The 22,984-nt window shown below is 61.8% G+C and carries 22 protein-coding genes, 1 tRNA gene, 1 pseudogene and 1 riboswitch; of the genes and pseudogenes, 20 read left to right on the top strand and 4 right to left on the bottom strand.

The features are described 5' to 3' along the window. Nucleotides 1-174 precede the first annotated feature (174 nt). From J3P90_RS19110 to J3P90_RS19125, 4 genes are read left to right on the top strand one after another with little or no spacing between them, the layout of a single operon-like run. Nucleotides 175-1,167 (top strand): Bug family tripartite tricarboxylate transporter substrate binding protein, encoded by a 993-nt coding sequence (locus J3P90_RS19110; protein ID WP_420766715.1) that lies wholly within the window; start codon nucleotides 175-177, stop codon nucleotides 1,165-1,167. Nucleotides 1,168-1,221: 54 nt separating this feature from the next. Further along, a complete protein-coding gene (locus J3P90_RS19115; protein ID WP_434562810.1) occupies nucleotides 1,222-1,683 on the top strand; it encodes a tripartite tricarboxylate transporter TctB family protein in 462 nt (153 codons plus the stop codon). A gap of 1 nt (nucleotide 1,684) precedes the next feature. Next, the gene (locus J3P90_RS19120) at nucleotides 1,685-3,199 is read left to right on the top strand and encodes a tripartite tricarboxylate transporter permease (RefSeq protein ID WP_420766717.1); all 1,515 of its coding nucleotides are present in this window, start codon (nucleotides 1,685-1,687) and stop codon (nucleotides 3,197-3,199) included. Next, complete coding sequence (locus tag J3P90_RS19125) at nucleotides 3,192-4,235, top strand: AbrB family transcriptional regulator (protein WP_434562808.1); 1,044 nt, start codon at nucleotides 3,192-3,194, stop codon at nucleotides 4,233-4,235. The genes J3P90_RS19120 and J3P90_RS19125 overlap by 8 nt, the downstream gene beginning before the upstream one ends. A gap of 126 nt (nucleotides 4,236-4,361) precedes the next feature. Here the strand turns inward: J3P90_RS19125 and ung are convergent, their stop codons facing one another. Further along, on the bottom strand, nucleotides 4,362-5,054 hold the full coding sequence (gene ung / locus J3P90_RS19130; protein ID WP_434675238.1) for a uracil-DNA glycosylase: 693 nt from the start codon (nucleotides 5,052-5,054) through the stop codon (nucleotides 4,362-4,364). Nucleotides 5,055-5,184: 130 nt separating this feature from the next. On the opposite strand from ung, the gene J3P90_RS19135 reads away from it, so the two are divergent. Next, nucleotides 5,185-6,297: an enoyl-CoA hydratase/isomerase family protein gene (locus tag J3P90_RS19135; protein ID WP_420766720.1), complete on the top strand. Its 1,113-nt coding sequence runs from the start codon at nucleotides 5,185-5,187 to the stop codon at nucleotides 6,295-6,297. 118 nt (nucleotides 6,298-6,415) lie between these two features. Here the strand turns inward: J3P90_RS19135 and J3P90_RS19140 are convergent, their stop codons facing one another. Next, complete coding sequence (locus J3P90_RS19140; RefSeq protein WP_420766721.1) at nucleotides 6,416-6,811, bottom strand: hypothetical protein; 396 nt, start codon at nucleotides 6,809-6,811, stop codon at nucleotides 6,416-6,418. 306 nt (nucleotides 6,812-7,117) lie between these two features. Continuing rightward, nucleotides 7,118-7,219: riboswitch (guanidine-I (ykkC/yxkD leader) on the top strand. Nucleotides 7,220-7,279: 60 nt separating this feature from the next. Here J3P90_RS19140 and J3P90_RS19145 point away from each other — a divergent pair. From J3P90_RS19145 to J3P90_RS19200, 12 genes and pseudogenes are all read left to right on the top strand, one after another. After that, complete coding sequence (locus tag J3P90_RS19145; protein WP_434650201.1) at nucleotides 7,280-8,347, top strand: putative urea ABC transporter substrate-binding protein; 1,068 nt, start codon at nucleotides 7,280-7,282, stop codon at nucleotides 8,345-8,347. A gap of 15 nt (nucleotides 8,348-8,362) precedes the next feature. Then, nucleotides 8,363-9,178, top strand: coding sequence for an ABC transporter permease (locus J3P90_RS19150; RefSeq protein ID WP_434675239.1), 816 nt, complete (start codon nucleotides 8,363-8,365; stop codon nucleotides 9,176-9,178). Continuing rightward, nucleotides 9,175-9,963 carry an ABC transporter ATP-binding protein gene (locus J3P90_RS19155; RefSeq protein ID WP_420766724.1) on the top strand — a complete coding sequence of 263 codons (789 nt, stop codon included), beginning with the start codon at nucleotides 9,175-9,177 and terminating at the stop codon, nucleotides 9,961-9,963. Before J3P90_RS19150 ends, J3P90_RS19155 begins: the two co-directional genes overlap by 4 nt. Before the next feature lie 13 nt (nucleotides 9,964-9,976). Further along, nucleotides 9,977-10,702 (top strand): urea amidolyase associated protein UAAP1, encoded by a 726-nt coding sequence (locus J3P90_RS19160; protein ID WP_434675240.1) that lies wholly within the window; start codon nucleotides 9,977-9,979, stop codon nucleotides 10,700-10,702. 11 nt (nucleotides 10,703-10,713) lie between these two features. Next, nucleotides 10,714-11,355, top strand: a complete 642-nt coding sequence (locus J3P90_RS19165) for an urea amidolyase associated protein UAAP2 (protein ID WP_434610080.1) — start codon at nucleotides 10,714-10,716, stop codon at nucleotides 11,353-11,355. A 302-nt stretch (nucleotides 11,356-11,657) separates the two neighbouring features. Next, a complete protein-coding gene (uca, locus tag J3P90_RS19170) occupies nucleotides 11,658-15,287 on the top strand; it encodes an urea carboxylase (protein WP_434675241.1) in 3,630 nt (1,209 codons plus the stop codon). Between the two features lie 22 nt (nucleotides 15,288-15,309). Continuing rightward, nucleotides 15,310-17,094 carry an allophanate hydrolase gene (gene atzF / locus J3P90_RS19175; protein WP_434675242.1) on the top strand — a complete coding sequence of 595 codons (1,785 nt, stop codon included), beginning with the start codon at nucleotides 15,310-15,312 and terminating at the stop codon, nucleotides 17,092-17,094. Between the two features lie 245 nt (nucleotides 17,095-17,339). Next, a pseudogene (locus tag J3P90_RS19180) lies at nucleotides 17,340-17,957 on the top strand (GGDEF domain-containing protein); the annotation flags it as partial. Next, nucleotides 17,950-18,168, top strand: coding sequence for a cysteine-rich CWC family protein (locus J3P90_RS19185; RefSeq protein ID WP_434610074.1), 219 nt, complete (start codon nucleotides 17,950-17,952; stop codon nucleotides 18,166-18,168). The pseudogene J3P90_RS19180 and the gene J3P90_RS19185, both read left to right, overlap by 8 nt. Nucleotides 18,169-18,201: 33 nt before the next feature. Then, nucleotides 18,202-18,894: a pseudouridine synthase gene (locus J3P90_RS19190; RefSeq protein ID WP_434610071.1), complete on the top strand. Its 693-nt coding sequence runs from the start codon at nucleotides 18,202-18,204 to the stop codon at nucleotides 18,892-18,894. Between the two features lie 309 nt (nucleotides 18,895-19,203). Next, complete coding sequence (locus tag J3P90_RS19195; RefSeq protein WP_420766731.1) at nucleotides 19,204-20,088, top strand: alpha/beta fold hydrolase; 885 nt, start codon at nucleotides 19,204-19,206, stop codon at nucleotides 20,086-20,088. A gap of 149 nt (nucleotides 20,089-20,237) precedes the next feature. Further along, nucleotides 20,238-20,311, top strand: a tRNA-Gly gene (locus J3P90_RS19200). Nucleotides 20,312-20,526: 215 nt separating this feature from the next. Here the strand turns inward: J3P90_RS19200 and J3P90_RS19205 are convergent. Continuing rightward, nucleotides 20,527-21,003 (bottom strand): Lrp/AsnC family transcriptional regulator, encoded by a 477-nt coding sequence (locus J3P90_RS19205; RefSeq protein WP_434610068.1) that lies wholly within the window; start codon nucleotides 21,001-21,003, stop codon nucleotides 20,527-20,529. A gap of 145 nt (nucleotides 21,004-21,148) precedes the next feature. Between J3P90_RS19205 and J3P90_RS19210 the strand changes: the two genes are divergently transcribed. The 3 genes from J3P90_RS19210 (at nucleotide 21,149) to J3P90_RS19220 (ending at nucleotide 22,671) form a co-directional block, all read left to right on the top strand. Continuing rightward, nucleotides 21,149-21,778: a LysE family translocator gene (locus tag J3P90_RS19210; RefSeq protein WP_420766733.1), complete on the top strand. Its 630-nt coding sequence runs from the start codon at nucleotides 21,149-21,151 to the stop codon at nucleotides 21,776-21,778. A 266-nt stretch (nucleotides 21,779-22,044) separates the two neighbouring features. Further along, a complete protein-coding gene (locus tag J3P90_RS19215; protein WP_420766734.1) occupies nucleotides 22,045-22,260 on the top strand; it encodes a type II toxin-antitoxin system HicA family toxin in 216 nt (71 codons plus the stop codon). Continuing rightward, a complete protein-coding gene (locus tag J3P90_RS19220) occupies nucleotides 22,261-22,671 on the top strand; it encodes a type II toxin-antitoxin system HicB family antitoxin (RefSeq protein WP_198797116.1) in 411 nt (136 codons plus the stop codon). 124 nt (nucleotides 22,672-22,795) lie between these two features. On the opposite strand, the gene J3P90_RS19225 is transcribed toward J3P90_RS19220, so the two are convergent. Then, complete coding sequence (locus tag J3P90_RS19225) at nucleotides 22,796-22,942, bottom strand: hypothetical protein (RefSeq protein ID WP_434562766.1); 147 nt, start codon at nucleotides 22,940-22,942, stop codon at nucleotides 22,796-22,798. Between the last annotated feature and the right edge of the window lie 42 nt (nucleotides 22,943-22,984).

Raw genomic sequence — 22,984 nt, forward strand, 5'->3', positions numbered from 1 at the left:
CAGCTCCAGGCTTCAATGCCCACCCGCCTTTGCTGCCCCAACCAGACTACCCTTGCCTGTGCCTCTGCGCAGACCGAACTGCTGCGTCTTTGAAACGCGTTCAGGGGTCTGCACCGTACATGTTCTGCGAAGCCTGATTTGAAACACAAAACAACAACTCCTGTGGAGACAAAAATGAACCTAGCACTGCGTAAAGTAGCCCTTGCCGTCGGATGCCTGATGCTCGCCGGGCAAACGCTCGCCGCTGATTCGTCCAAAGAGCCGAAGCGCCCTGAGTGCATCGCCCCCGCCGCACCCGGCGGTGGTTTCGACCTGACCTGCAAATTGGCGCAAAGCGCACTGGTCAATGAAAAGCTGCTGACCAAGCCGATGCGCGTCACCTACATGCCCGGCGGTGTCGGCGCGGTGGCCTACAACGCAGTGGTTGCGCAGCGCCCGGCAGACGCCGGCACGCTGGTGGCCTGGTCCAGCGGCTCGTTGCTGAACCTGGCGCAAGGCAAGTTCGGCCGTTTCGATGAAACCAATGTGCGCTGGCTCGCTGCCGTCGGCACCAGCTATGGCGCCATCGCCGTGAAAAGCGATTCGCCCTACAAGAATCTCGACGATCTGGTACAGGCTCTGAAGAAAGATCCTGGCTCGGTGGTGATCGGCTCTGGCGGCACCGTCGGTAGCCAGGATTGGATGCAGACCGCTTTGATTGCCAAGGCTGCCGGTATCGACCCGCGCAAACTGCGCTACGTGGCCCTTGAAGGCGGCGGCGAAATCGCTACCGCTCTGCTCGGCGGTCATATCCAGGTGGGCAGTACGGACATCTCCGACTCCATGCCACACATCCTGAGCGGCGACATGCGTCTGCTGGCCGTATTCTCCGATAAGCGCCTGGACGAGCCGGAAATGAAAGACATCCCGACCGCCGTGGAACAAGGCTACGACATCCGCTGGCCGGTGGTACGTGGCTTCTACCTGGGCCCGAAGGTCACCGATGAGGAATACGCCTGGTGGAAAAACGCCTTCGACAAACTGCTGGCCTCCGAAGAGTTCGCCAAGCTGCGTGACCAGCGCGAACTGTTCCCGTTCGCCATGACCGGTCCGGAGCTGGACACCTACGTGAAGAAGCAAGTGGCCGACTACAAGATGCTGGCCAAAGAGTTCGGCCTGATCCAGTAATCGCCCCTGTCTCGCGGCGGCGTCGGCACAACCGGCGCCGCCCAGGAGTTAGTCATGCTCGTCATCCAACGTATTGTTGCCGCGGTGCTGCTGCTGGCCTGTATCGGCCTGGCGCTGATGGCCTGGCCTTATCAGGCCGCCTTTTCCTATGAACCGGTCGGCCCGCGCGCCTTTCCCCTGCTGATAATCGGGCTGATGGGGCTGGCGCTGCTGTACATGCTGTTTCGTCCTACCCCCGTGGTGCACAGCGAAGACGACCCGCAACTGGACCGTGAAACCCTGCAGAAAATCGGCATCTGCGTTTTGCTGCTGTTGGTCTTCGCCGGAACTTTCGAACCCCTGGGCTTCATCCTCGCCAGCATTGTCACCGGCGTGCCGATGGCGCGCCTGTACGGCGGCCGCTGGGTACCGAGCGTAGTGATCATCAGCCTGATGGCCATTGGTCTTTATCTGTTGTTCGACAAGCTGATGGACGTGCCGCTGCCCCTGGGCCTGCTCGACGTCCTGGAGAATTGATATGGATACCCTGAATTATCTCGGCCAGGGTTTTGGCGTTGCATTGACTCCCTACAACCTCGTCACCGCGTTGAGCGGCACCTTGATCGGCACCGTCGTAGGGCTGCTGCCGGGCCTGGGCCCGATCAACGGCGTGGCGCTGCTGATCCCGATCGCCTTCGCCCTGGGCCTGCCGCCGGAGTCGGCGTTGATCCTGTTGGCGGCCGTTTACCTGGGCTGCGAATACGGCGGGCGTATCAGCTCGATTCTGCTCAACATCCCGGGCGAAGCGTCCACTGTAATGACCACGCTGGACGGCTACCCAATGGCTCGCCAAGGCCTGGCCGGGGTCGCTTTGTCATTGTCTGCGTGGAGTTCGTTCCTCGGCGCGCTCATCGCCACCTGCGGCATGGTGCTGTTTGCTCCCTTGCTGGCCAAATGGGCAATTGCCTTCGGACCTGCGGAATATTTCGTACTGATGGTGTTCGCCATCGTCTGCCTGGGCGGCATGGCCGGTGATCGACCGCTCAAGACGTTCATCGCGGCGCTGATCGGTCTGTTCCTGTCGTGCGTCGGCATCGACGCCAACAGCGGCGTCTACCGCTTCACCGGTGACAACATTCACTTGACCGATGGCATCCAGTTCGTCGTGCTGGTGCTGGGCCTGTTCTCCATCAGCGAGATTCTATTGCTGCTGGAAAAAACCCATCGCGGCCAGGAGGCCGTGAAAGCCACCGGGCGGATGATGTTCAACGTCAAGGAAGCTGCCTCGGTGTTCTGGGTGAACATGCGCTGTGGCGTGCTCGGTTTCATCATGGGCGTATTGCCAGGTGCCGGCGCGACCTTGGCCAGTGCCGTAGCCTATATGACTGAAAAACGCATGGCCGGTGCCACCGGTACGTTCGGCCAGGGCGACAAGCGTGGCCTCGCGGCGCCGGAAACCGCCATCGGTGGCGCAGCCTGCGGCGCCCTCGTGCCTATGCTGACCCTCGGCGTTCCCGGCTCGGGCACCACGGCGGTCATGATCGGCGCGCTGTCGCTGTACAACATCACCCCCGGCCCACTGCTGTTCCAACAGCAACCGGACATCGTCTGGGGCCTGATCGCCTCGTTGTTCATCGCCAACGTCATGCTGGTGATCCTCAACATCCCTATGATCCGCGTGTTTACGCGCATCCTGGCGGTGCCGAACTGGGCGCTGGTGCCGGTCATCGCAATCATCACCGGGATCGGTGTCTATGCGGTACACGCCACCACCTTCGACCTGTTCCTGATGATCGGCATCGGTATCTTCGGCTATATCCTGCGCAAGCTTGAGTTCCCGCTGTCGCCAGTCCTGCTGGGCTTCATCCTTGGCGGCCTGATGGAGCAGAACCTGCGTCGTGCGTTGTCGATCTCCAACGGCGCGCTGGAAATCCTCTGGTCGAGCCCGATCACCTTCGGTTGCTGGGTCCTGACCGCAATCATGTTGTTCCTGCCGCTGCTGCGCATCTGGCGTCGCCGCAGTGCCCAGCGTCGTGCCCTGGCCAATGCCTGAGACGACAACTTTCAGACAATGGTGGGGAACACCGCTGGTCGGTCTGGCCGGCGGTTATCTGGCCAGCCTGATCGGCTGGCCCTTGCCCTGGATGGTCGGCTCGCTGTTGGCGATCATCCTGGTGCGCTGCCTCACGCCATGGCAATTGATGGAAATCCCCGGCGGCCGCAAATGCGGCCAATGGGTGGTGGGCATCGGTATCGGCCTGCACTTTACGCCAGTGGTGATGGAGCAAGTCCTGAGCCACTTCGGCCTGATTTTCTTCGGCGCGCTGATCACCAGCGTGTCCAGCGTGGTGAGCGTGTGGCTGATGCGCCGCACCGGCGAGGACCGCGCCACCGCTTTCTTTTCCAGCATGCCAGGCGGTTCCGGCGAGATGGTCAACCTCGGCGCCCGCAACGGCGCGATGCTCAGCCATGTCGCCGCGGGCCAGAGCCTACGCGTGCTGGTGGTGGTGCTGTGCGTTCCCGCCGCCTTCAAGTACCTGCTGGGCGAAGGCACCCCACTGCAACACGCCACGACGGTGGACTGGATGTGGCTGGCGATCCTGTTCCCGGCCGGCGCACTGCTCGCCTGGATCTGGGAGCGCCTTCGCCAGCCCAACCCATGGCTGTTCGGTCCGCTGTTGGTCAGCGCGGCGGTGAGCATCGGCTGGGATTTGCACATCGGCCTGCCCGACGGCGGTAGCCAGATCGGCCAATGGCTGATCGGCAGCGGCCTGGGCTGTCATTTCAACCGGCAGTTCTTCCGCCGGGCACCGTCGTTCATGGGGCGTACATTGGTTGGCACGGTATTGACGATGCTGATCGCCACGCTCGCGGCCCTGGGCCTGAGCACCTTGACTCACCTGGACTTGCGTTCGCTGACCCTGGGCATGATGCCCGGTGGCATCGCGGAGATGAGCCTGACGGCGGAGACGTTGCAATTGTCGGTGCCGTTGGTCACGGCGTTGCAGGTGATGCGGCTGCTGTTCGTGCTGTTCCTGGCGGAGCCGTTGTTCAGGTATTGGATGCGCAAGACAGGTTCAAGCTTGTAACCGAGTTGCCTCATCGCGAGCAGGCTCGCTCCCACGGGAGTCTGCGGCGAGTATCCATTTGGCGTCCCACCACAAAACCTTTGTAGAAGCGAGCCTGCTCGCGATGGGGCCCGCTCGACTAGCGCGTCAAACCGGCGGCAACCGCCACTCGATCGGCTTCTCGCCGTGCTGCTCCAGAAACTTGTTGGCCCGGCTGAAATGCCCGCAACCAATAAAGCCCCGATGGGCCGACAGCGGTGACGGATGCACCGAGGTCAAGACCAAATGCTTGGTCGCATCGATCAGCTTCTGTTTGCTCTGGGCATGGGCGCCCCACAGCAGGAACACCAGGTTCGACTGGTGTTCGCTGACCACCTCGATGACCCTGTCGGTAAAGTGCTGCCAACCTTTCTTGGCGTGGGCGTTGGCATTGGCGCGTTCAACGGTCAGGGTGGTATTGAGCAGCAATACGCCCTGTTCGGCCCAGCTTTGCAAATAACCGTGGTTGGGAATGTCGATGTTCAGGTCGCGCTTCAATTCCTTGTAGATATTCACCAGCGATGGCGGTGTCGGCACGCCCGACTGCACCGAGAAGCACAAGCCATGTGCCTGGCCCGGCCCGTGGTAGGGATCCTGGCCGAGGATCACGACCTTGACCTTGTCCAGCGGAGTGGAATTGAGGGCGTTGAAAATCAACGGGGCCGGAGGGTAGATCTCCTTGCCGGCGGCGTATTCACTGCGCAGGAATTCGCGCAACTCTGCCATGTAGGTTTGGTCGAACTCGGCACGCAGTGCCTGCTTCCAGCTGGGTTCGAGCTTGATACGGTCGTCAGCGGTCATGGTTGTACCCGGTAAAAACAATGGGCGCACCCTAGGAAAGCCCACAAGGCTTGTCAATTGATCTGACACGGATCCGGCACTTTCCCGTACAGCAGTCATACTGATCATTCAATTTCTGATCGAGGTCACGATGAATCTGCACTTCGAAGAACTCACCGGCATCGATGGCGCGCGCCTGGGCATCGCCACCCTGGACGCCGAAAAATCCTTGAACGCCCTCTCCCTGCCAATGATCAACGCCCTGCGTGATCGGCTCGACACCTGGGCCAGGGACCCGCAGATAGTCTGCGTATTGCTGCGCGGCAAAGGTGCCAAAGCGTTTTGCGCCGGTGGCGAGGTCCGCAGCCTGGCAGAAGCCTGCCGCGCCCACCCCGGCGAGGTGCCGCCGCTGGCCGCGCAATTCTTCGCCGCCGAATATCGCTTGGACTTCAATCTCCATACCTACCCCAAGCCATTGCTGTGCTGGGGCCATGGCTACGTGCTCGGCGGCGGCATGGGATTGCTGCAAGGCGCGAGCACGCGGATCGTCACGCCGAGCAGTCGGTTGGCGATGCCCGAAATCAGCATCGGGTTGTACCCGGATGTAGGCGCCAGTTGGTTCCTGTCGCGCCTGCCGGGCAAGCTGGGCCTGTTTCTCGGCCTGACCGGTGCCCACATGAACGCGCGCGACGCCATCGACCTGGGCCTGGCCGATCGTTTTTTACTCGATGAGCAGCAGGACGACCTGATCGAGGGCTTGTTGCAACTCAATTGGCAGGAACAGACCGAGATGCAACTCAACAGTCTGCTCAAGGCCTTGCAGCAAGAAGCGCTGACCCAGTTGCCCGAAGCCCAGTGGTTGCCCCGTCGGCACAAAATCGACGAATGGCTGGATGTCAGTGACGTCCGCTGCGCCTGGAAGGCCCTCAGCTTGCTGGTGGAGCATCCTGATCCGCTGATCGCCCGCGCGGCCAAGACCATGACCGAGGGCTCGCCGTTGACGGCGCACCTGGTCTGGGAGCAGATCAGCCGGGCGCGGCATTTGTCGTTGGCCGGTGTGTTCCGCATGGAGTACACCTTGAGCCTGAACTGCTGTCGCCATCCGGAATTCAGCGAAGGCGTGCGGGCGCGATTGATCGACAAGGATCACAAACCCCACTGGCACTGGCCGGACATCAATCATGTACCGGAAGCAGCGGTGCAAGCGCATTTTCACAAGGTGTGGGAGGGTCGGCATCCGTTGGCGGATTTGTCCAACGAATAACCGAGCCAGAATCATATCCGCGCAGGAGAAAACTCACGCCCACAGAGGTCATCCCGCCGGATTTATCGCAGGCACAAAAAAAGCGGCGCTTCATGCGCCGCTTTTTGCTGCCTGTCCTTTACCGATGGTTGCCTCGCCCATCATGACCACGTCCTCGATGGTCATGTCCGCGGTCACGCCCGCCCCGGCCACGACGGTCATCGTTCCAGCCGCCTCGATCGCGACCATCCCAGCCGCCTCGGTGTGGATAAGGCCGGTACGCCGCTCGCGGTGGCGAGTAATAGCGCGGGCCATGTTGGTAGTAGCGCGGGGCCGAGTAATAACGGGGCGCCGGTTGGTAGTACCGTGGGGCGTAATAGCCCCGTGGGGCCGAGTAATACCCACCGCTGTAATAGGCCGGCGCTGGTGAGGTATAGACCTCTGAACGATAGTAGCTCGAGCCTCCGTCGTAGTAAGGCACGCATGCCGAAAGAGTCAGACCAAGAAACGCAATGAGGAGCAGTCGTCGATACATGGCGGCCTCCTGGACCGCGAATGGGCCGCACCAGCGACGCTGATGGGCGGCAGTCATCTATTGGGGTGACTGACGATTAATCTGACAGCGAAATCGGAATCTGGTGCGACCTGGCAACAACTGGAAACATGTCCCTCGTCGCCCTCTTCCGGTGCGCGACAGCACCACAACCAAGCACAAATCCGCCCCCCGATCATTCCTCCCTCAGACCCACCCCCTCTGGCCCGGGCCTCTGCCCGAATTGGCACGGCTCTCGCTTTACCAATCCCGTGCAGGAGTCATCACAGGTTCGCGGCACCACAATTTGCAATGGCTGACTAGGGTTCCGGCTCGCCTCTGGCGAGTGGCTGGTCCGAGAGTTGGCGACCTCCAGTTGAGGTTACACGGCGGGACAAAAGCCCGGGAGACAAGACACCGTTCGCGGTGCCGCGTTGCTCCTGTCCGCCCTTGATCAACTGGAGAACCACCATGTTCAAGCTTCGTCTGTCCGCCCTGCTCGTCGCCGTCCTCTCGGCCTTCCTGAGCTTCTCATCCGCCGCCGCGCAAAAAGACCACTTCAGCGTCTGCTGGACCATTTACGCCGGCTGGATGCCCTGGGAGTACGCGGGCAGCCAAGGCATCGTCGACAAGTGGGCAAAAAAGTACGGCATCACCATCGATGTCGTGCAGCTCAACGATTACGTTGAATCCATCAACCAGTACACCGCCGGCCAGTTCGACGGCTGCACCATGACCAACATGGACGCCCTGACCATTCCCGCCGCCGGTGGCGTGGACAGCACCGCGCTGATCGTCAGCGATTTCTCCAACGGCAACGACGGCATCGTCCTCAAGGGCGAAGGCAAGAAAGTCGACGATCTTAAAGGCATGGACGTCAACCTGGTGGAACTGTCGGTGTCCCATTACCTGCTGGCCCGTGCCCTGGATTCGGTCGGCCTCGCCGAGAAAGACCTGAAAGTCGTCAACACCTCCGACGCCGATATCTCCGCCGCCTTCAACACCGACCAGGTCAAGGCCGTCACCACTTGGAACCCGATGCTTTCGGACATCAAGGCCCAGCCGGGCGTGAGCGAAGTGTTCAACTCCAGCCAAGTGCCCGGCGAGATCATGGACATGATGGTGGTCAACACCCAGACCCTGAAAGACAACCCAGCCCTGGGCAAGGCCTTGACCGGCGCCTGGTTTGAAGTGGTGGCGCTGATGAACGCCAGGAACGCTGCCGCCAACGCTGCGCTGGAACACATGGCCAAAGCGTCGGGCACTGACCTCAAAGGTTTCCAGGCGCAACTGGACACCACCAAATTGTTCGCCACGCCCACGGAAGCGCTGGCCTTCGTCACCAGCGAACAACTGCCCGCCACCATGGGCAAGGTGGCGGCGTTTTCGTTCCAGCACGGCTTGCTGGGCGAAGGCGCCAAGGACACCGATGCGGTCGGCATGGCGTTCGCCAATGGCGTGACTCGCGGCGACAAGGCCAACCTGAAGCTGCGCTTTGATCCGACCTACGTACAGCTGGCCGCCGACGCCAAGCTGTAAACCGGAGGAGCTGGCATGCGCCTGATCAACCGCTACCCGGACCGTCCCAGCCGCTTGTTGCTGGTGATCCTGCCGTTCGCGTTGGTGCTGTTCGCCTACTTCATGGGCTCGGCCGAACGGTTGACGGACACCCCCAACGACAAGCTGCTGCCCAGCGCCGGGCAGATGGCCGATGCGGTGAAACGCCTGGCCTTTACCGCCGATGCGCGCAGTGGCGACTACCTGCTCTGGCAAGACACCGCGTCGAGCCTGCGCCGGTTGGCGATCGGCCTGGGCATCAGCGCCCTGGTCGGGCTGTGCCTGGGCATCGCGGCTGGCACGCTGCCGCTGTTGGGCGCACCGCTTTCACCGTTGCTCACCGTGGTGTCGATGGTGCCGCCATTGGCGATTCTGCCGATCCTCTTCATCGTCTTCGGCCTGGGGGAATTGTCGAAAGTGATGCTGATCGTGATCGGCATCACACCGTGTCTGGCCCGGGACTTGGAACAGCGCGCCCGGGAGATTCCCCGTGAGCTGCTGATCAAGGCCCAGACCCTCGGCGCGTCAACCTGGACTCTGATCTTGCGCGTGGTCCTGCCGCAACTGCTGCCACGCTTGCTGATCTCCCTGAGGTTGATGCTGGGTTCGGCCTGGCTGTTTCTGATCGCCGCCGAAGCCATCGCGTCCACCGATGGGCTGGGTTATCGGATTTTCCTGGTGCGTCGTTACTTGGCGATGGACGTGATCCTGCCGTACGTGGTGTGGATCACCCTGCTCGCCTGGCTGATGGACTGGGGTCTCAAGCGCCTGACCCGTCGAGCGTTTCCTTGGTACGAGGGAGCGCAGGCATGAGTTTTATCTGTGTGAACAATGTCTGGCAGCAATACGCCGATCAGGTCGTGCTGGAACGCTTGAACCTGAACGTGGCCGAGGGTGAATTTTGCACCTTGGTGGGCGCATCGGGTTGCGGCAAGTCGACCTTCCTGCGCTTGCTGCTCGGCCAGGAGCGCGCCAGTCGCGGACAGATCCTGCTGGACGGCGAACCCTTGGCGGGCGAGCCGGATGCCAGCCGGGGCGTAGTGTTCCAGCGCTATTCGGTGTTCCCGCACCTGACGGTGCTGGACAACGTCGCCCTGGGCCTGGAGTTGCCGCGCTCGCCGTTGCTGGGGCGTTTGTTCGGCAGTGCCAAACGCCAAGCTCGCGAAGAGGCTGCGCAACTGTTGGACAAGGTTGGCCTCGGCCACGCGCTGGACAAATACCCGGCGCAGCTCTCCGGCGGCATGCAGCAACGGCTGGCGATTGCCCAGGCGTTGATCATGAAGCCCCGGGTCCTGCTGCTGGACGAACCGTTCGGCGCCCTCGACCCGGGCATTCGCAAAGACATGCACGCCCTGCTGCTGGAACTGTGGCGCGAAACCCGGCTGACGGTATTCATGGTCACCCATGATCTGTCCGAAGGTTTCAGCCTCGGCACACGCCTGCTGGTGTTCGACAAGGTCCGCGTCGATCCACACGCCCCTGGCGCCTATGGCGCACGCATCACCTACGACATTCCATTGAACAGCGACCGTCGCACCGCCCGTGCCGCCGTCGACGCCCTGCCCGCCGAACTGGCCGGCACGCTGCGTATCGCTTGAAAGGAGCTTTTCCATGACCGATTCGATCCAAGAGTTTCCCCCCTTCGCTGAAGAGATTCTGCCCGGCGGCGGCCACCGTTCCTTTGTGCTCAAGCGCGGCCAACTGCTGCGCCTGACCGACCTTCGCGGCGGCGCCAACGTGAGCCTGACGCTGCTCAACGCCAATGAAAAAACCGAACGCCTGAACCTGCCGGACAGCCTCAAGTGCCAACACACCGCCAAGCTCACCGCCGGCCATTGCCTTTATTCCGACATGGGCCGGGTATTGGCGGCGATCACCGTCGACACCTGCGGCTGGAGCGACAGCCTGGGCGGTGTGCTCTGCGCCGAGGAAGTCGATGAAAAATATGGCCAGGGCCGCTATCAGGAACTGCGCAACGGCTTCTTTCGCAACGGCACCGACAACCTGTTGGTGGAACTGGGCAAATGGGGGCTGGGCCTGTCCGACCTGCTGATGACCCTCAACCTGTTCAGCCGGGTCGATGTCGACGAGGCCGGCCACTTTCATTTCGTGGAAGGCAACTCCAAGGCGGGCGACTACATCGAGTTGTACGCGCCAATGGACACCTTGGTGGTGCTGACCGCATTGCAACACCCGATGGACCCGAACCCGCAATACGCCCCGCAGCCGCTCAAGCTCAGCTGGATGAATGCCAACCCCAGCGTCGCCGAACACTGCCGCCTTTCGCGCCCGGAAAACCAGCGGGGCTTCATCAATACCGACCGCCTGTTCGCCTGAGGATCGTCGCCATGTCACTCGCCATCGCCACCGCACACAAGCACGCCGAGACCGCTGTCTACCGCGCCACGATTCCCGCCGGGGAACCCTGGCTGACCGAGGTCAAGGCCGGCCAGACCCTGCGCATCCTGGACCTGGAAGGCAACCAGGCGGTCGATACGCTGTTCTACAGCCTGGCCAACCCCAAGGAACGCTACGACGTGCAACGCACCCTGCGCCGGCAGAACAGCGTTTATCTAAGTACCGGCAGCGTGCTGTACTCCAACCTCGGTCGACCGATGCTGACGATCATCGAAGACACCTGCGGACGTCACGACACCCTCGGCGGCGCCTGCGCCCAGGAAAGCAACACCGTGCGCTACGCCCTGGAAAAACGCTACATGCACAGCTGTCGCGATAACTACCTGCGGGCCTGCGCCCACGACGGCCGCCTCGGTAAAGGCGACATCGGGCCGAACATCAATTTCTTCATGAACGTACCGGTGACCGCCGAGGGCGGCCTGACCTTCGAAGACGGGATCTCGGCACCGGGCAAATACGTCGACCTACGGGCCGAGATGGACGTGATCGTCCTGATCTCCAACTGCCCGCAGTTGAATAACCCATGTAACGCCTATAACCCCACGCCTGCGGAGCTTTTGATATGGAACTGAAACTCATGCGCCTGCGCCGCTGGCTGTTCGCGTTGTGCCAGAGCCGGTCGGGGCAGTGCATTAAATAAAGACAATTTTACGACCCCCCAATCCCCTGTGGGAGCGAGCCTGCTCGCGATAGCGGTCTGTCAGTCACATTGATGTTGAATGTACCACCGCTATCGCGAGCAGGCTCGCTCCCACAAAGGGAGGATTGGTGTTCGGAGATATTTGCCGCCGGGGACGACCCCGGCGGCCATCGAAAACTGCGGGACGGCCCGCATCCCAGTTCAGGCAGCACCCATGCCTGAGGGGGCAATGCCATGTTCGAAAAAATCCTCATCGCCAACCGTGGCGCTATTGCCTGCCGCGTCCTGCGGACCTTGCGCGAGCTGAATGTCCAAGGCATCGCGGTGTACTCCCAAGCGGACGAAGCCAGCCTGCACATCCTCCAGGCCGACGAAGCCCACTGCCTGGGCGAAGGCGCGGCGGCGGGCACCTACCTGGCGGTGGATAAGCTCCTGGCAATCGCCAAAAGCAGCGGCGCGAAGGCGATTCATCCCGGCTACGGTTTCCTCTCGGAAAACGCCGCTTTCGCCGAAGCCTGCGAGGCCGCCAGTATCGCCTTCATCGGCCCCACGCCGGAACAACTGCGGGTGTTCGGCCTCAAGCACACCGCCCGAGACCTGGCCAAGCGGCACGGCGTGCCGCTGCTCGAAGGCACCGAACTGCTCGACAGCCTCGACGCCGCGCTGCTGGCCGGAACGCAGGTCGGTTACCCGGTAATGCTGAAAAGTACGGCTGGCGGCGGTGGGATTGGCATGCGTGTGTGCCGTAGCGCCGCCGAATTGAGCGATTCCTTCGAAGCGGTCAAGCGCCTGGGACAGAACAACTTCAGCGACGCCGGCGTGTTCATCGAAAAATACATCGAACGGGCACGGCACCTGGAGGTGCAGGTCTTCGGCGACGGCCAAGGCCAAGTGATCGCCCTCGGCGTGCGCGACTGTTCGGTGCAGCGGCGCAACCAGAAGGTCATTGAAGAAACGCCCGCGCCCAACCTGCCCGAGGGCATGGCCGACGCCCTCTGCGCAGCGGCGATCAAACTGGCCCGGGCAGTGAACTACCGCAGCGCGGGCACCGTGGAGTTCGTCTACGACAGCGACGCCGGGCGCTTCTACTTCCTGGAAGTAAACACGCGCCTGCAGGTGGAGCACGGCGTTACCGAGCAGGTATGGGGCGTGGACCTGGTGCGCTGGATGGTGCAACTGGCCGCCGGCGAACTGCCGCCCTTGAGCAAGCTGAGCCTGGGCCTGAAAGCCGAGGGCCACGCGATCCAGGCGCGCCTGTATGCCGAGGATCCGGGCCGGGATTTCCAGCCGAGCCCGGGCCTGTTGACCGCCGTGAAATTCCCCCATGCCGACGGGCAACCACTGCGCATCGACACGTGGGTCGAGGCCGGCTGCCAGATCCCGCCCTATTTCGACCCGATGATCGCCAAGGTGATTCGCTGGGCGCCGACCCGTGAACAGGCGCGCTTGGGATTGCATCAAGCGCTGGACGAAAGCCTGCTCTACGGCGTGGAAACCAACCGCATCTACCTGCAGCAAATTCTTCTCGACGCGCCCTTCGCCGGCGGCCAGCCCTGGACGCGCTGCCTGGAAACCCTGGCCTATCGCGCCAACACCTTCGAAGTGCTCAGCCCTGGCACCCAGACCAGCGTGCAAGATTACCCGGGCCGCCTCGGTTATTGGGCCGTGGGCGTACCGCCGTCGGGTCCGATGGACAGCCGCTCGCAGCGCTTGGGCAATCGCCTGCTGGGCAATGACGAAGGCGCGGCGGCCCTGGAAATCACCATGAGCGGGCCGGTGCTGCGCTTCAATTGCAACGCCCGGGTGGCGGTGACCGGTGCGCAAATTGCCCTGACCCTGGACGGCGAAGCGGTGCCGATGAACGCCCCGCTGTCGATCAATCCCGGATCCACTCTGGCCCTGGGCACCATCACCGGCGCCGGGGCGCGCAGCTATGTGTGCCTGCAAGGTGGCTTGCAGGTACCGAATTACCTCGGCAGCAAAAGCACCTTCACCCTCGGCCAGTTTGGCGGCCATGGCGGACGGGCGCTGTGTACCGGCGATGTGCTGCACCTGGCTGCGCTGGATGAGCACGCCGTGTTGCCGACAGTGGACGAGCCGCCTCTGCTGTTGCCAGCCGTGCGGCAAATCCGGGTGATCTACGGCCCCCATGGCGCGCCGGAATATTTCACCGAGCGCTACATCCAGACGTTTTTCGATACCTCCTGGGAAGTGCATTTCAACTCCAGCCGAACCGGCGTGCGACTGATCGGGCCCAAGCCGCAATGGGTGCGCGCCGACGGCGGCGAAGCAGGCCTGCACCCGTCCAATATCCATGACAATCCCTACGCCATTGGCGCCGTGGACTTCACCGGCGACATGCCTGTCATCCTCGGCCCCGACGGTCCTAGCCTGGGTGGCTTCGTCTGCCCGGTGACGGTGATCGAGGCGGATCTCTGGCAGTTGGGGCAGCTCAAGGCGGGGGACAAGGTGCGGTTCGTACCGGTGGATCTGAAGACCGCCCGCTCCCTTGCATTGAAATGGAATCAATGTGGGAGCGAGCCTGCTCGCGAAGGGGCCAGTTCAACCACCGCGTCGACTTCTTCGCGAGCGGGCTCACTCCCACAGGGGATGGTGTCGCCTGTGGTATTGGACATCGGCCAGGACGATACCCGCCTGGTCGCACGCCTGTCCGGCGACACCCATCTGCTGCTGGAAATCGGCGCACCCGAACTGGACCTGGTGCTGCGCTTTCGCGCCCACGCCTTGATGCAGGCGCTGGAACAAAAACACCTGCACGGCGTGATCGACCTGACGCCTGGCATCCGTTCGCTGCAAGTGCATTACCAACCCGAACAACTGCCGCTGGCCGAACTGCTGGCAATCGTCGCCGGCGAGTGGGGCGCCGTGTGCGCCGCGCGAGATCTTCAAGTGCCGTCGCGCATCGTTCATCTGCCACTGTCCTGGGACGATCCGGCCTGCCAATTGGCCATCGAAAAATACATGACCACCGTGCGCAAGGACGCCCCTTGGTGCCCAAGCAACCTGGAGTTCATCCGCCGCATCAATGACCTGCCGAACCTCGACGAGGTCCAGCGCACGGTGTTTGACGCCAGCTACCTGGTGATGGGGCTGGGAGACGTCTACCTCGGCGCGCCGGTCGCCACCCCGCTGGACCCGCGCCATCGCCTGGTGACCACCAAATACAACCCGGCCCGGACCTGGACCGCGGAAAACTCGGTGGGCATCGGCGGCGCCTACATGTGCGTGTACGGCATGGAGGGTCCCGGCGGCTATCAGTTCGTCGGGCGCACGTTGCAGATGTGGAATCGTTATCGGGACGTCGCCGCGTTCGATGGCAAGCCCTGGTTGCTGCGGTTTTTCGACCAGATCCGCTTCTACCCGGTCAGCGCCGATGAGCTGTTGCGCATCCGCCGGGATTTCCCGCTGGGCCGCTTCGACCTCAAGATCGAGCACAGCCAACTCAACCTCGCGCACTACCAGCATTTCCTGGCCCGGGAAGCGGACAGCATCGGCGCATTCCGCCAGCAGCAACAACGTGCCTTCAACGCCGAGCGCGAGCGCTGGATCGCCAGCGGCCAGGCTCATTTCGACAGTGAGGAACCGACACTCGCGCCGAGCGAAGATGCGTTGCTGGGCGCGGGCCAACTGAGCGTCGACAGCCACATCGCCGGCAATCTCTGGCAAGTCCAAGTGCAGGTGGGTACGCGAGTTGCTGCCGGTGACGTACTGGTCATTCTGGAGTCCATGAAGATGGAGATCCCGGTGCTTGCGCCCATGGCCGGCGTGGTACGTGAAGTACGCGTCCAACCCGGTTCGGCGGTGCGCGCAGGGCAGCGTGTCGTGGTGCTGGAACGTGACTGAACTCAATCAAAGGATTAACGCGATGAACCTTTCTCTGCGCCTGGACAACCTTCGCGACGCCTATCGCAAAGGGGAAACGACACCCCGCCAGTTGCTGCTGGCCCTGCGGGAAAAAGCCGCTGCGCTCAACCCGGACTACCACCTGTTCATTCACCTGCTGTCGCCCGAGGAGCTGGAGCCTTATCTGGCGGCCCTGGAAAGTCGCGACCTGGACAGCTTGCCGTTGTATGGCGTGCCGTTCGCCATCAAGGACAACATTGACCTGGCCGGCATTCCCACCACGGCCGCCTGCCCGGCGTTTGCCTACGTACCGCAACGTTCGGCCACGGTGGTCGAGCAGTTGCTGGCGTTGGGCGCTGTTCCCCTGGGCAAGACCAACCTCGATCAGTTCGCCACCGGGCTCAACGGCACCCGCACCCCCTACGGTGCCTGCCGCAACAGCGTGCTGGCGGATTATCCGGCGGGTGGCTCGAGTGCCGGCTCGCCGCTGGCGGTGGCCCTGGGTGTGGCAAGCTTTGCCTTGGGCACCGACACCGCGGGCTCCGGCCGGGTGCCCGCGGCGCTGAACAATCTGGTCGGGCTGAAAGCCACCAAAGGTTTGGTTTCCACCGCCGGCGTGGTGCCGGCCTGCCGTACGCTGGACTGCGTGACGACCTTCACCGCGACGGCGCGGGAAGCCAGCCAGCTGTTGGCATTGACCGCGCATTTCGACCCGCGCGACGAATACAGCCGCCGCAACCCGCAATGGAACGACGGCTCGGCGTTCGGCGCGCCACGGCGCTTTCGTTTCGGTGTGCCTCGCTGGCAAGACCTGGAATTTTTTGGCTGCGACGAAGGCCCACGGTTGTTCCGCGACGCCATTGAGCGACTCGAACGTCTGGGCGGCGAAGCCGTCGAGCTGGACCTGTCGCCCTTCCTCGAAGCGGCGCGCTTGCTGTATGAGGGGCCTTGGGTTGCCGAGCGCTACAGCGTTGCCGGGGACCTGATCGAGCGCGACTCCAGCGCGGTACTGCCGGTCATCCGCGCCGTGCTGGCGAAAGCGCCTACCGTAACGGGTGTAGAAACTTTCCGCGCCCAGTACCGTTTGCAAGCGCTCAAGGCCCAGTGCGACCGAACGATGGAAGCCCTCGACTGCGTGCTCACCCCCACCATCGGGCGCCCGGTGAGCCTCGCCGAACTCGCTGCCGAACCGCTGCAGCGCAACGCTGAACTGGGTTATTACACCAACTTCATGAACCTGCTGGACTACGCCGCCGTCGCCGTGCCCAGCGCCTTCATGGCCAGCGGTTTGCCTTGGGGCGTGACGTTGTTCGGCCGGGCCTTCACCGATCAATACCTGCTGGGCGTGGCCGACGCCTTGCAGCGTCAGCAACTGGATGACTTGCCAACCCCCGCCAATCCTGCGCGCCATGATCGGGCTCGGCTGGTGGTGTGCGGCGCGCACCTGGAGGGTTTAGCGTTGAATTGGCAACTCAAGCAGCGTGGGGCCCGGCTGGTCGAGGTCAGCCAAAGCTCGCCGGATTATCGGCTCTATGCCCTCGCCGGCGGCCCGCCAATGCGCCCCGGCATGCTTCGGGTTGGCGAGGGAGGCATGGCGATCGAGGTGGAAATCTGGGAACTGCCAACCAGTGAACTTGGCTCGTTCCTGACCGGTATCCCCGCACCGCTTGGGTTGGGCAAGGTGCAATTGGCCGACGGGCGCTGGGAAAGCGGTTTCATCTGCGAGCCGTATGGCCTGGACGGCGCACAGGACATCACCCATTTGGGCGGATGGCGGGCTTATTTGCGAACCCTGGAATCGCGATGAACCGGTGGCGAGGGAGTCCGCTCCCTCGCCACCGTTTCACAAATCGCAAATCCAGGGGCTCCTTTTCTCACAAGGCCACTAAACTGATTCCATCGGGTCACTCCTGAGGAATCGCCATGTCGCTTCGTTCGCCGCTGTATTCCCAGCGCTCACCGGTGCTGATGCTCGCCGTTTTGCTGGGTGCCGCCTTCCTGCTGACTTCGCTGTTGGCTTATTACGCCGCCAACACGTCACTCAAGGACAACATCCTCAAGGCGTTGTACGTCAACCTCCTGATCGGCCTACTGGTCACGGTGACGGTGTTCGTCATGCTTTATCGGCTGATCGCCAGTTTCCAACGCCGGATCGACGCCCAAGCGATTCTGGATGGACTGACGGAACTGCCCAATCGCCGGGGCTTCGACCTGCTGGCGGTGCAAGCACTGCACGAAGCCCAGCGAGAACCCAAGCCCTTGAGCGCGTTGTTGCTGGAGGTGGATGCTTTCAAACAACTGGATGCCACCCACGGCCATGTCGTCAGCGACCAATTGCTGAGCGGTTTCGCCCACGACCTGACCGACACATTGCGGCACTCGGACATCGTGTGTCGGTGGGGCACAGACGCCTTCGTCATGCTACTCAAGGACACCGATGGACAGAACGGTCTGAAAATCGCTGAGAAAATTCGCCAGCGCATCGAGTTGCAGCGCTACTTTTGCAGCGGGAAACAATTGCAGGTCACCGTCAGCATCGGCCTGACCACCTTGCAGGACAAAGACACCTTGCATAGCCTGCTGTCCCGAGCCGATCATGCGCTGCAACGCGCCCGACAAACCGGCAGCAACCGAACCTGCGTGGAAATGCCTCACTCCAGCTATGAATGAACCTGACCATTGCCCGGCCTGCGGCGGCGCCAACGACTGCACCCTCGCCGATCCGAGGACCGCCGACCGCGCCTGCTGGTGCTATGGCGTCAGCATCGACCCGGCTGTGCTCCTGGCATTGCCGGCCGATCTACGGAACAGATCCTGCCTGTGCCCACGGTGCGCTCAGGTCGACGACCAGCTGCGCGCCAATCCGCGACCGATCGCGTAATATTGCGCCCCCGCTTCCTGGCCTGAACGTCCCATGCGCGTTGACCGTTTCCTCAGTAATCTGCCGCGTTTCAATCGGCAGCAGGTCCGCCTGCTCCTGGTGGGGCGTCGGGTGCGTATCGATGGCCAGACCGTCACCGACCCACACGCGCCGGTGCGCGAGTTCAGCCGCGTCGAAGTCGATGGTGACGTATTGCAAGCAGGCCGACCCGCGCGGTACTTCATGCTGCACAAGCCGCCTGGCTGCGTCAGTGCCACCCGCGATCCACAGCACCGCACCGTGCTCGATCTACTGGACGAGCCGGACAAGGACGACTTGCACATCGCCGGCCGCCTGGATTTCAACACCACCGGGCTGATGCTGATCACCAACGACGGCAGTTGGTCGCGGCGCCTGACCCAACCGCAAACCAAACTGCCGAAGGTCTACTACGTCGAGACCGAGCAGCCCCTCACCGCCGAGTACGCCCCCACCTTTGCCAAAGGCCTGTATTTCGGATTCGAAGACCTGACCACGCAACCGGCGCAACTGACGCTGCTAGGGCCGAAGTCCGCGCGATTGAGCATCGTTGAAGGTCGCTACCACCAGGTCAAGCGCATGTTCGGTCACTTCAATAACAAGGTGCTGCGCCTGCACCGCGAGAGCATGGGCCCCCTGGTGCTGGACTCGGATCTCGAGCCCGGTCGCTACCGTGCCCTTGGCCCCGAGGAGATCTGCCTGGTCTGAGCCAACGACCGCTGGGCAGAAGTGCCGGACAATTTTCAAAGAGCACTTGCGCAACGCTCGACCCCCTGCTTGAATCAAACCGTCGGCCGAAATGTGACCGACGAGTCACCTCATACCTCTAAGAAACTTTTTGCCGGCTGGAGCCCCCAGGTTCCGCCCCATCCCTCCGGCAAACTGCCCGCCATAACAATACCCGTCGACCGAATGTCATGGATCGACATGGGCCTTATCTTCCAGGCGTATGCCTACCTGTCACATTGCCCGTGCAATCTCATTGCGCGCATACCCGCTTGCCAGGAGTCTTATGACATGAGGCCAGAAATCGCTGTGCTGGATATACAGGGTCAGTATCGGGTTTACACGGAGTTCTATCGCGCAGACGCCGCGCAAAAGACCATCATCCTGGTCAACGGCTCGATGGCCACCACCGCGTCGTTTGCCCAGACCGCCAAGAACCTCTACCCGCAATTCAACGTCGTGCTGTACGACCAGCCCTACGCGGGCAAGTCCAAGGCCCATAACCGTCACGAGAAAATGCTCACGAAGGAAATCGAAGGGCAGATCCTCCTGGAGTTGATCGACCACTTCGCCGCCGAACACGTGCTGTCCTTTTCGTGGGGCGGCGCGGCCGCGCTAACGGCACTGGCCCACCGCCCGCGGCGCATCGAAAAAGCCGTCATCAGCTCGTTCTCACCGGTGCTCAACATGCCGATGCGCGACTACCTGGAACGCGGTGTCGATTACCTCAGCAGCCTGGACGGCGACCGTGTTGGACATTTGGTCAACAGCACCATCGGCAAGCACCTGCCGCCCCTGTTCAAGCGCTTCAACTATCGCCACGTCAGCAACCTGGCCGAGCATGAATACGGACAGATGCACTTTCACATCAACGACGTGCTTCACAGCGACCAACAGTGCTACGTCAACGCAGCCAGGAAGGTCAACGTTCCGGTGCTGTTCCTGAACGGCGAATGGGACGAGTACACCTCGGCAACCGACGCCAGGCTCTTCGCCGACCACGTCCAGCACAGCAGCTTCACCACGTTGCAAGCGACCGGCCACTTCCTGGACATGGAACACAAAGCCGCCTGCCGCGACAGCCGCGACGCGTTGCTGGGCTTCCTCAAGCCGACCCGCCACGAAAGCCGACCGCGCTACAGCTATGTGCAGGACTACCATGCACTGGCTATCTGAAAAAAAGTCATCGCGAGCGAGCCTCCCACAACGAGGCTTGCCCGCGACGACCGCTCTGCTTTAAGGCTTGCGCAGACGGATGACCTGACCGGCCGGAAAGAAAAACTTCAAATCCAAGGCGACATCTGGTACAAAGTCAGCCGCTCTGAGCGGGTGTCGTATAATGGCATTACTCCAGCTTCCCAAGCTGATAACGAGGGTTCGATTCCCTTCACCCGCTCCAATCGAATTCTGGTCTCGCGTCGTGGTGGTTTTTGACGGGAGATTGAAAAAACCGGCTCTTGGTGGCCGGTTTTTTTTGGTCTGGGGTTTGTGGGGTTTCTGTCCTGACGCTTACGCCAGTCATTTATTGTTTTCCATAAGGGCGGTAAGGCGGCGGATGATCAGCGCTTGGTTCGTCGACATAAAACAGCAAGTTGCTTACGACAGACAACCGCCTCAATCCCCACCCAAATGCCCCAACGGCAACGGCCCCGGCGCCTTCACCGTGTTGATCGCGAAATTGCTGCGAATATCACTGACCCCCGGCAACTTCAGCAGCTTGCCCGTGACAAAACGGTCATAGGCTCGTAGGTCAGGCACCGCCACTTGCAGCAGGAAGTCGGACTCACCGGACACCAGGAACGCCGAGATCACTTCGGGCAGCGCGGTCACCGCCTGACGGAAAGCCTCGGCTCGCTCGTCGGTGTGCCGTTCGACCTTGATGCCAACGAAAATCGTCATCCCAAGTCCCACTTCATCGCGATCCAGGATGGCTTGATAACCGCGAATCACCCCCGCCTCTTCAAGCATCCGCACGCGACGCAGACAGGGTGAGGGAGACAAACCGATTTCTTCGGCCAGTTGCACGTTGCTCAGCCTACCGTCCCGTTGCAGTGCCGTCAGGATTTTGCGGTCGAACGTATCCAATTTCATAATTTCGCATTATCCGTTTCTATTACCCGATTAAGTGGCAGGTTATGCCAATTTCAAGAGCTTTAGAAGCTGACTACGCAACCACCTGCCCTGCCCTCCGACCCTAGACTGGCGTCTCCAATCTACAGAATGCGGAGGGCTTGCAATGACAGGGCTCTGGTTGTTTTTCATGGCATTGACGGTGGCGTATCTACTGCCTGGGCCGGACATGATCCTGGTGCTGCAAACCGGCGCTCGACAGGGCAAAGGCGTGGCATTGGCAACGGCGCTGGGATTGGGCGTCGCCCGGGCATGTCATGTCGCGCTGGCAGCGATGGGCCTTTCGGTATTGTTCAAGACGGCGCCGTGGACGTTTGATGCGGTGCGCCTGGCCGGGGCTGCTTATCTGGCCTGGATCGGGTTTCAATGTTTGCGGACGACGTTGTTGCCCCGCTTCGAAGGAGCCGCCGCTGAAATCGAGAAGCGGCAATGGCATCAGGCGATCCGGCGCGGTCTGTTGACGAATTTGCTCAACCCCAAGGCGTTGCTGTTCTGCTCGGTTTTGCTCCCGCAATTCATCGATCCACAGGACGGGCCGGTGTTGGGGCAATTCGCGATATTGGGTGTAGTACTGGTCGGCGTTGGCCTGCTGTTCGACAGCGCTTATGCATTGATCGGTGTAGCGCTTGGGCGATGGCTCCAACGCTCGCCTTCGGCCCAGCGCGTGCAGCGGTGGGTGTTTGGTGGTTTGCTGATCGGTTTTGCGGTCCGGCTGACGTTTGTGCAGCAGTCGTGAGTCCTATGGATTTGTAGCGGATACGCTGAAAAACCAGGGCTGCTCCGCAGCCCAGCGGCAGCAAGCTCCCTCGCCACGTCAATATCAACCACCCCGTCTCACATCCCGAAATAAAGCCAACCCGCCCTTTCCCACCCTAGCGTGACGCTGCTCCTAGACTTCAAGCAAAGAGCTCGCCAGCCCAACCGTCCTTAATGGTGGTTATGGTGTTGATCATTTTTCTTCAGTAGGTATAGTACTTACCGATGACACCACAGGGAGGTGTTGTGAACAGCCGGTTTTTGATAAGCCAAATTGTTGCGGATGGTTGGTATCTGGTGCGTATCCGAGGCAGTCACCATCACTTCAAACACCCAACCAAACCGGGGCTGGTTACGGTTCCTCATCCCAAGAAGGACCTGCTCAAGAAGACGGCTATCAGTATCTTGCAACAGGCCCTTCTCCAGACGCCTGGTTGCCGCGCTTTTCCAGAGGACGATTGAATGCTTTACCCAATTGCGATTTCCATGGGCGATGACAAGCACGCCTGGGGTGTGGAAGTGCCGGATATTCCCGGTTGTTTTTCCGCAGGTGACGACCTGGACGAGGCCATGGCGATGGCGCGGGAGGCCATCGAGGGTCATTTCGAGATTCTGGCCGAAGACGGTTCGCCCATTCCATCGGCCAACACCGTTACCCTGCACGCAGCCAACCCACAATACGCCGGTTGCACCTGGGCGCTGGTGGACATCGATGTGACCAAGTACCTGGGCAAGGCGCAGAAACTCAACATCACGTTACCCGGCTACCTGCTCAACCGGATCGATGAATATGTATTGCACCATCCCGAAGAGAAGAGCCGCTCCGGCTTCCTCGCGTCGGCAGCGCTGAAGGTGCTGCAGCAAGGGCGATGAGCAATCACTGACGAAACACGAACCGGTGTGAGCGAGCTTGCTCGCGATGGCTTAGGGTCAGCGATAACAGGTTGCCTGACACAGAGCCATCACGAGCAAGCTCGCTCCCACCGTTTCACCGATTCTACTTGCTCTCCGACTTGGACTCCTGCATCTGCACTGAAGACTTGCTGCCGTCGGTGTTGTCCTTGGTCTCGTTACCCGAGTTGTCGAAGCAGCCTTGCAAAGCGAACAGGCAGCAGGCGAGGCAAAGGGTGCGGGCGATATTCATGATGTACTCCAATGCTGAGGGCTTTCATGAGTGACCCGTGGC

Origin of the sequence: Pseudomonas sp. D3-10 (assembly GCF_051132175.1) — a bacterium.
Classification (GTDB): Bacteria; Pseudomonadota; Gammaproteobacteria; order Pseudomonadales; family Pseudomonadaceae; genus Aquipseudomonas.

What these genes read in the sequence shown, in the direction of transcription:
- J3P90_RS19145 (WP_434650201.1), top strand. Translation starts at nt 7,280, where the DNA reads ATGTTCAAGCTTCGTCTGTCCGCCCTGCTCGTCGCCGTCCTCTCGGCC.
- J3P90_RS19220 (WP_198797116.1), top strand. Translation starts at nt 22,261, where the DNA reads ATGCTTTACCCAATTGCGATTTCCATGGGCGATGACAAGCACGCCTGG.
- uca (WP_434675241.1), top strand. Translation starts at nt 11,658, where the DNA reads ATGTTCGAAAAAATCCTCATCGCCAACCGTGGCGCTATTGCCTGCCGC.
- atzF (WP_434675242.1), top strand. Translation starts at nt 15,310, where the DNA reads ATGAACCTTTCTCTGCGCCTGGACAACCTTCGCGACGCCTATCGCAAA.
- J3P90_RS19225 (WP_434562766.1), bottom strand. Translation starts at nt 22,942, where the DNA reads ATGAATATCGCCCGCACCCTTTGCCTCGCCTGCTGCCTGTTCGCTTTG.
- J3P90_RS19165 (WP_434610080.1), top strand. Translation starts at nt 10,714, where the DNA reads ATGTCACTCGCCATCGCCACCGCACACAAGCACGCCGAGACCGCTGTC.
- J3P90_RS19150 (WP_434675239.1), top strand. Translation starts at nt 8,363, where the DNA reads ATGCGCCTGATCAACCGCTACCCGGACCGTCCCAGCCGCTTGTTGCTG.
- J3P90_RS19115 (WP_434562810.1), top strand. Translation starts at nt 1,222, where the DNA reads ATGCTCGTCATCCAACGTATTGTTGCCGCGGTGCTGCTGCTGGCCTGT.
- ung (WP_434675238.1), bottom strand. Translation starts at nt 5,054, where the DNA reads ATGACCGCTGACGACCGTATCAAGCTCGAACCCAGCTGGAAGCAGGCA.
- J3P90_RS19140 (WP_420766721.1), bottom strand. Translation starts at nt 6,811, where the DNA reads ATGTATCGACGACTGCTCCTCATTGCGTTTCTTGGTCTGACTCTTTCG.
- J3P90_RS19120 (WP_420766717.1), top strand. Translation starts at nt 1,685, where the DNA reads ATGGATACCCTGAATTATCTCGGCCAGGGTTTTGGCGTTGCATTGACT.
- J3P90_RS19160 (WP_434675240.1), top strand. Translation starts at nt 9,977, where the DNA reads ATGACCGATTCGATCCAAGAGTTTCCCCCCTTCGCTGAAGAGATTCTG.
- J3P90_RS19155 (WP_420766724.1), top strand. Translation starts at nt 9,175, where the DNA reads ATGAGTTTTATCTGTGTGAACAATGTCTGGCAGCAATACGCCGATCAG.
- J3P90_RS19135 (WP_420766720.1), top strand. Translation starts at nt 5,185, where the DNA reads ATGAATCTGCACTTCGAAGAACTCACCGGCATCGATGGCGCGCGCCTG.
- J3P90_RS19210 (WP_420766733.1), top strand. Translation starts at nt 21,149, where the DNA reads ATGACAGGGCTCTGGTTGTTTTTCATGGCATTGACGGTGGCGTATCTA.
- J3P90_RS19195 (WP_420766731.1), top strand. Translation starts at nt 19,204, where the DNA reads ATGAGGCCAGAAATCGCTGTGCTGGATATACAGGGTCAGTATCGGGTT.
- J3P90_RS19110 (WP_420766715.1), top strand. Translation starts at nt 175, where the DNA reads ATGAACCTAGCACTGCGTAAAGTAGCCCTTGCCGTCGGATGCCTGATG.
- J3P90_RS19185 (WP_434610074.1), top strand. Translation starts at nt 17,950, where the DNA reads ATGAATGAACCTGACCATTGCCCGGCCTGCGGCGGCGCCAACGACTGC.
- J3P90_RS19190 (WP_434610071.1), top strand. Translation starts at nt 18,202, where the DNA reads ATGCGCGTTGACCGTTTCCTCAGTAATCTGCCGCGTTTCAATCGGCAG.
- J3P90_RS19205 (WP_434610068.1), bottom strand. Translation starts at nt 21,003, where the DNA reads ATGAAATTGGATACGTTCGACCGCAAAATCCTGACGGCACTGCAACGG.
- J3P90_RS19125 (WP_434562808.1), top strand. Translation starts at nt 3,192, where the DNA reads ATGCCTGAGACGACAACTTTCAGACAATGGTGGGGAACACCGCTGGTC.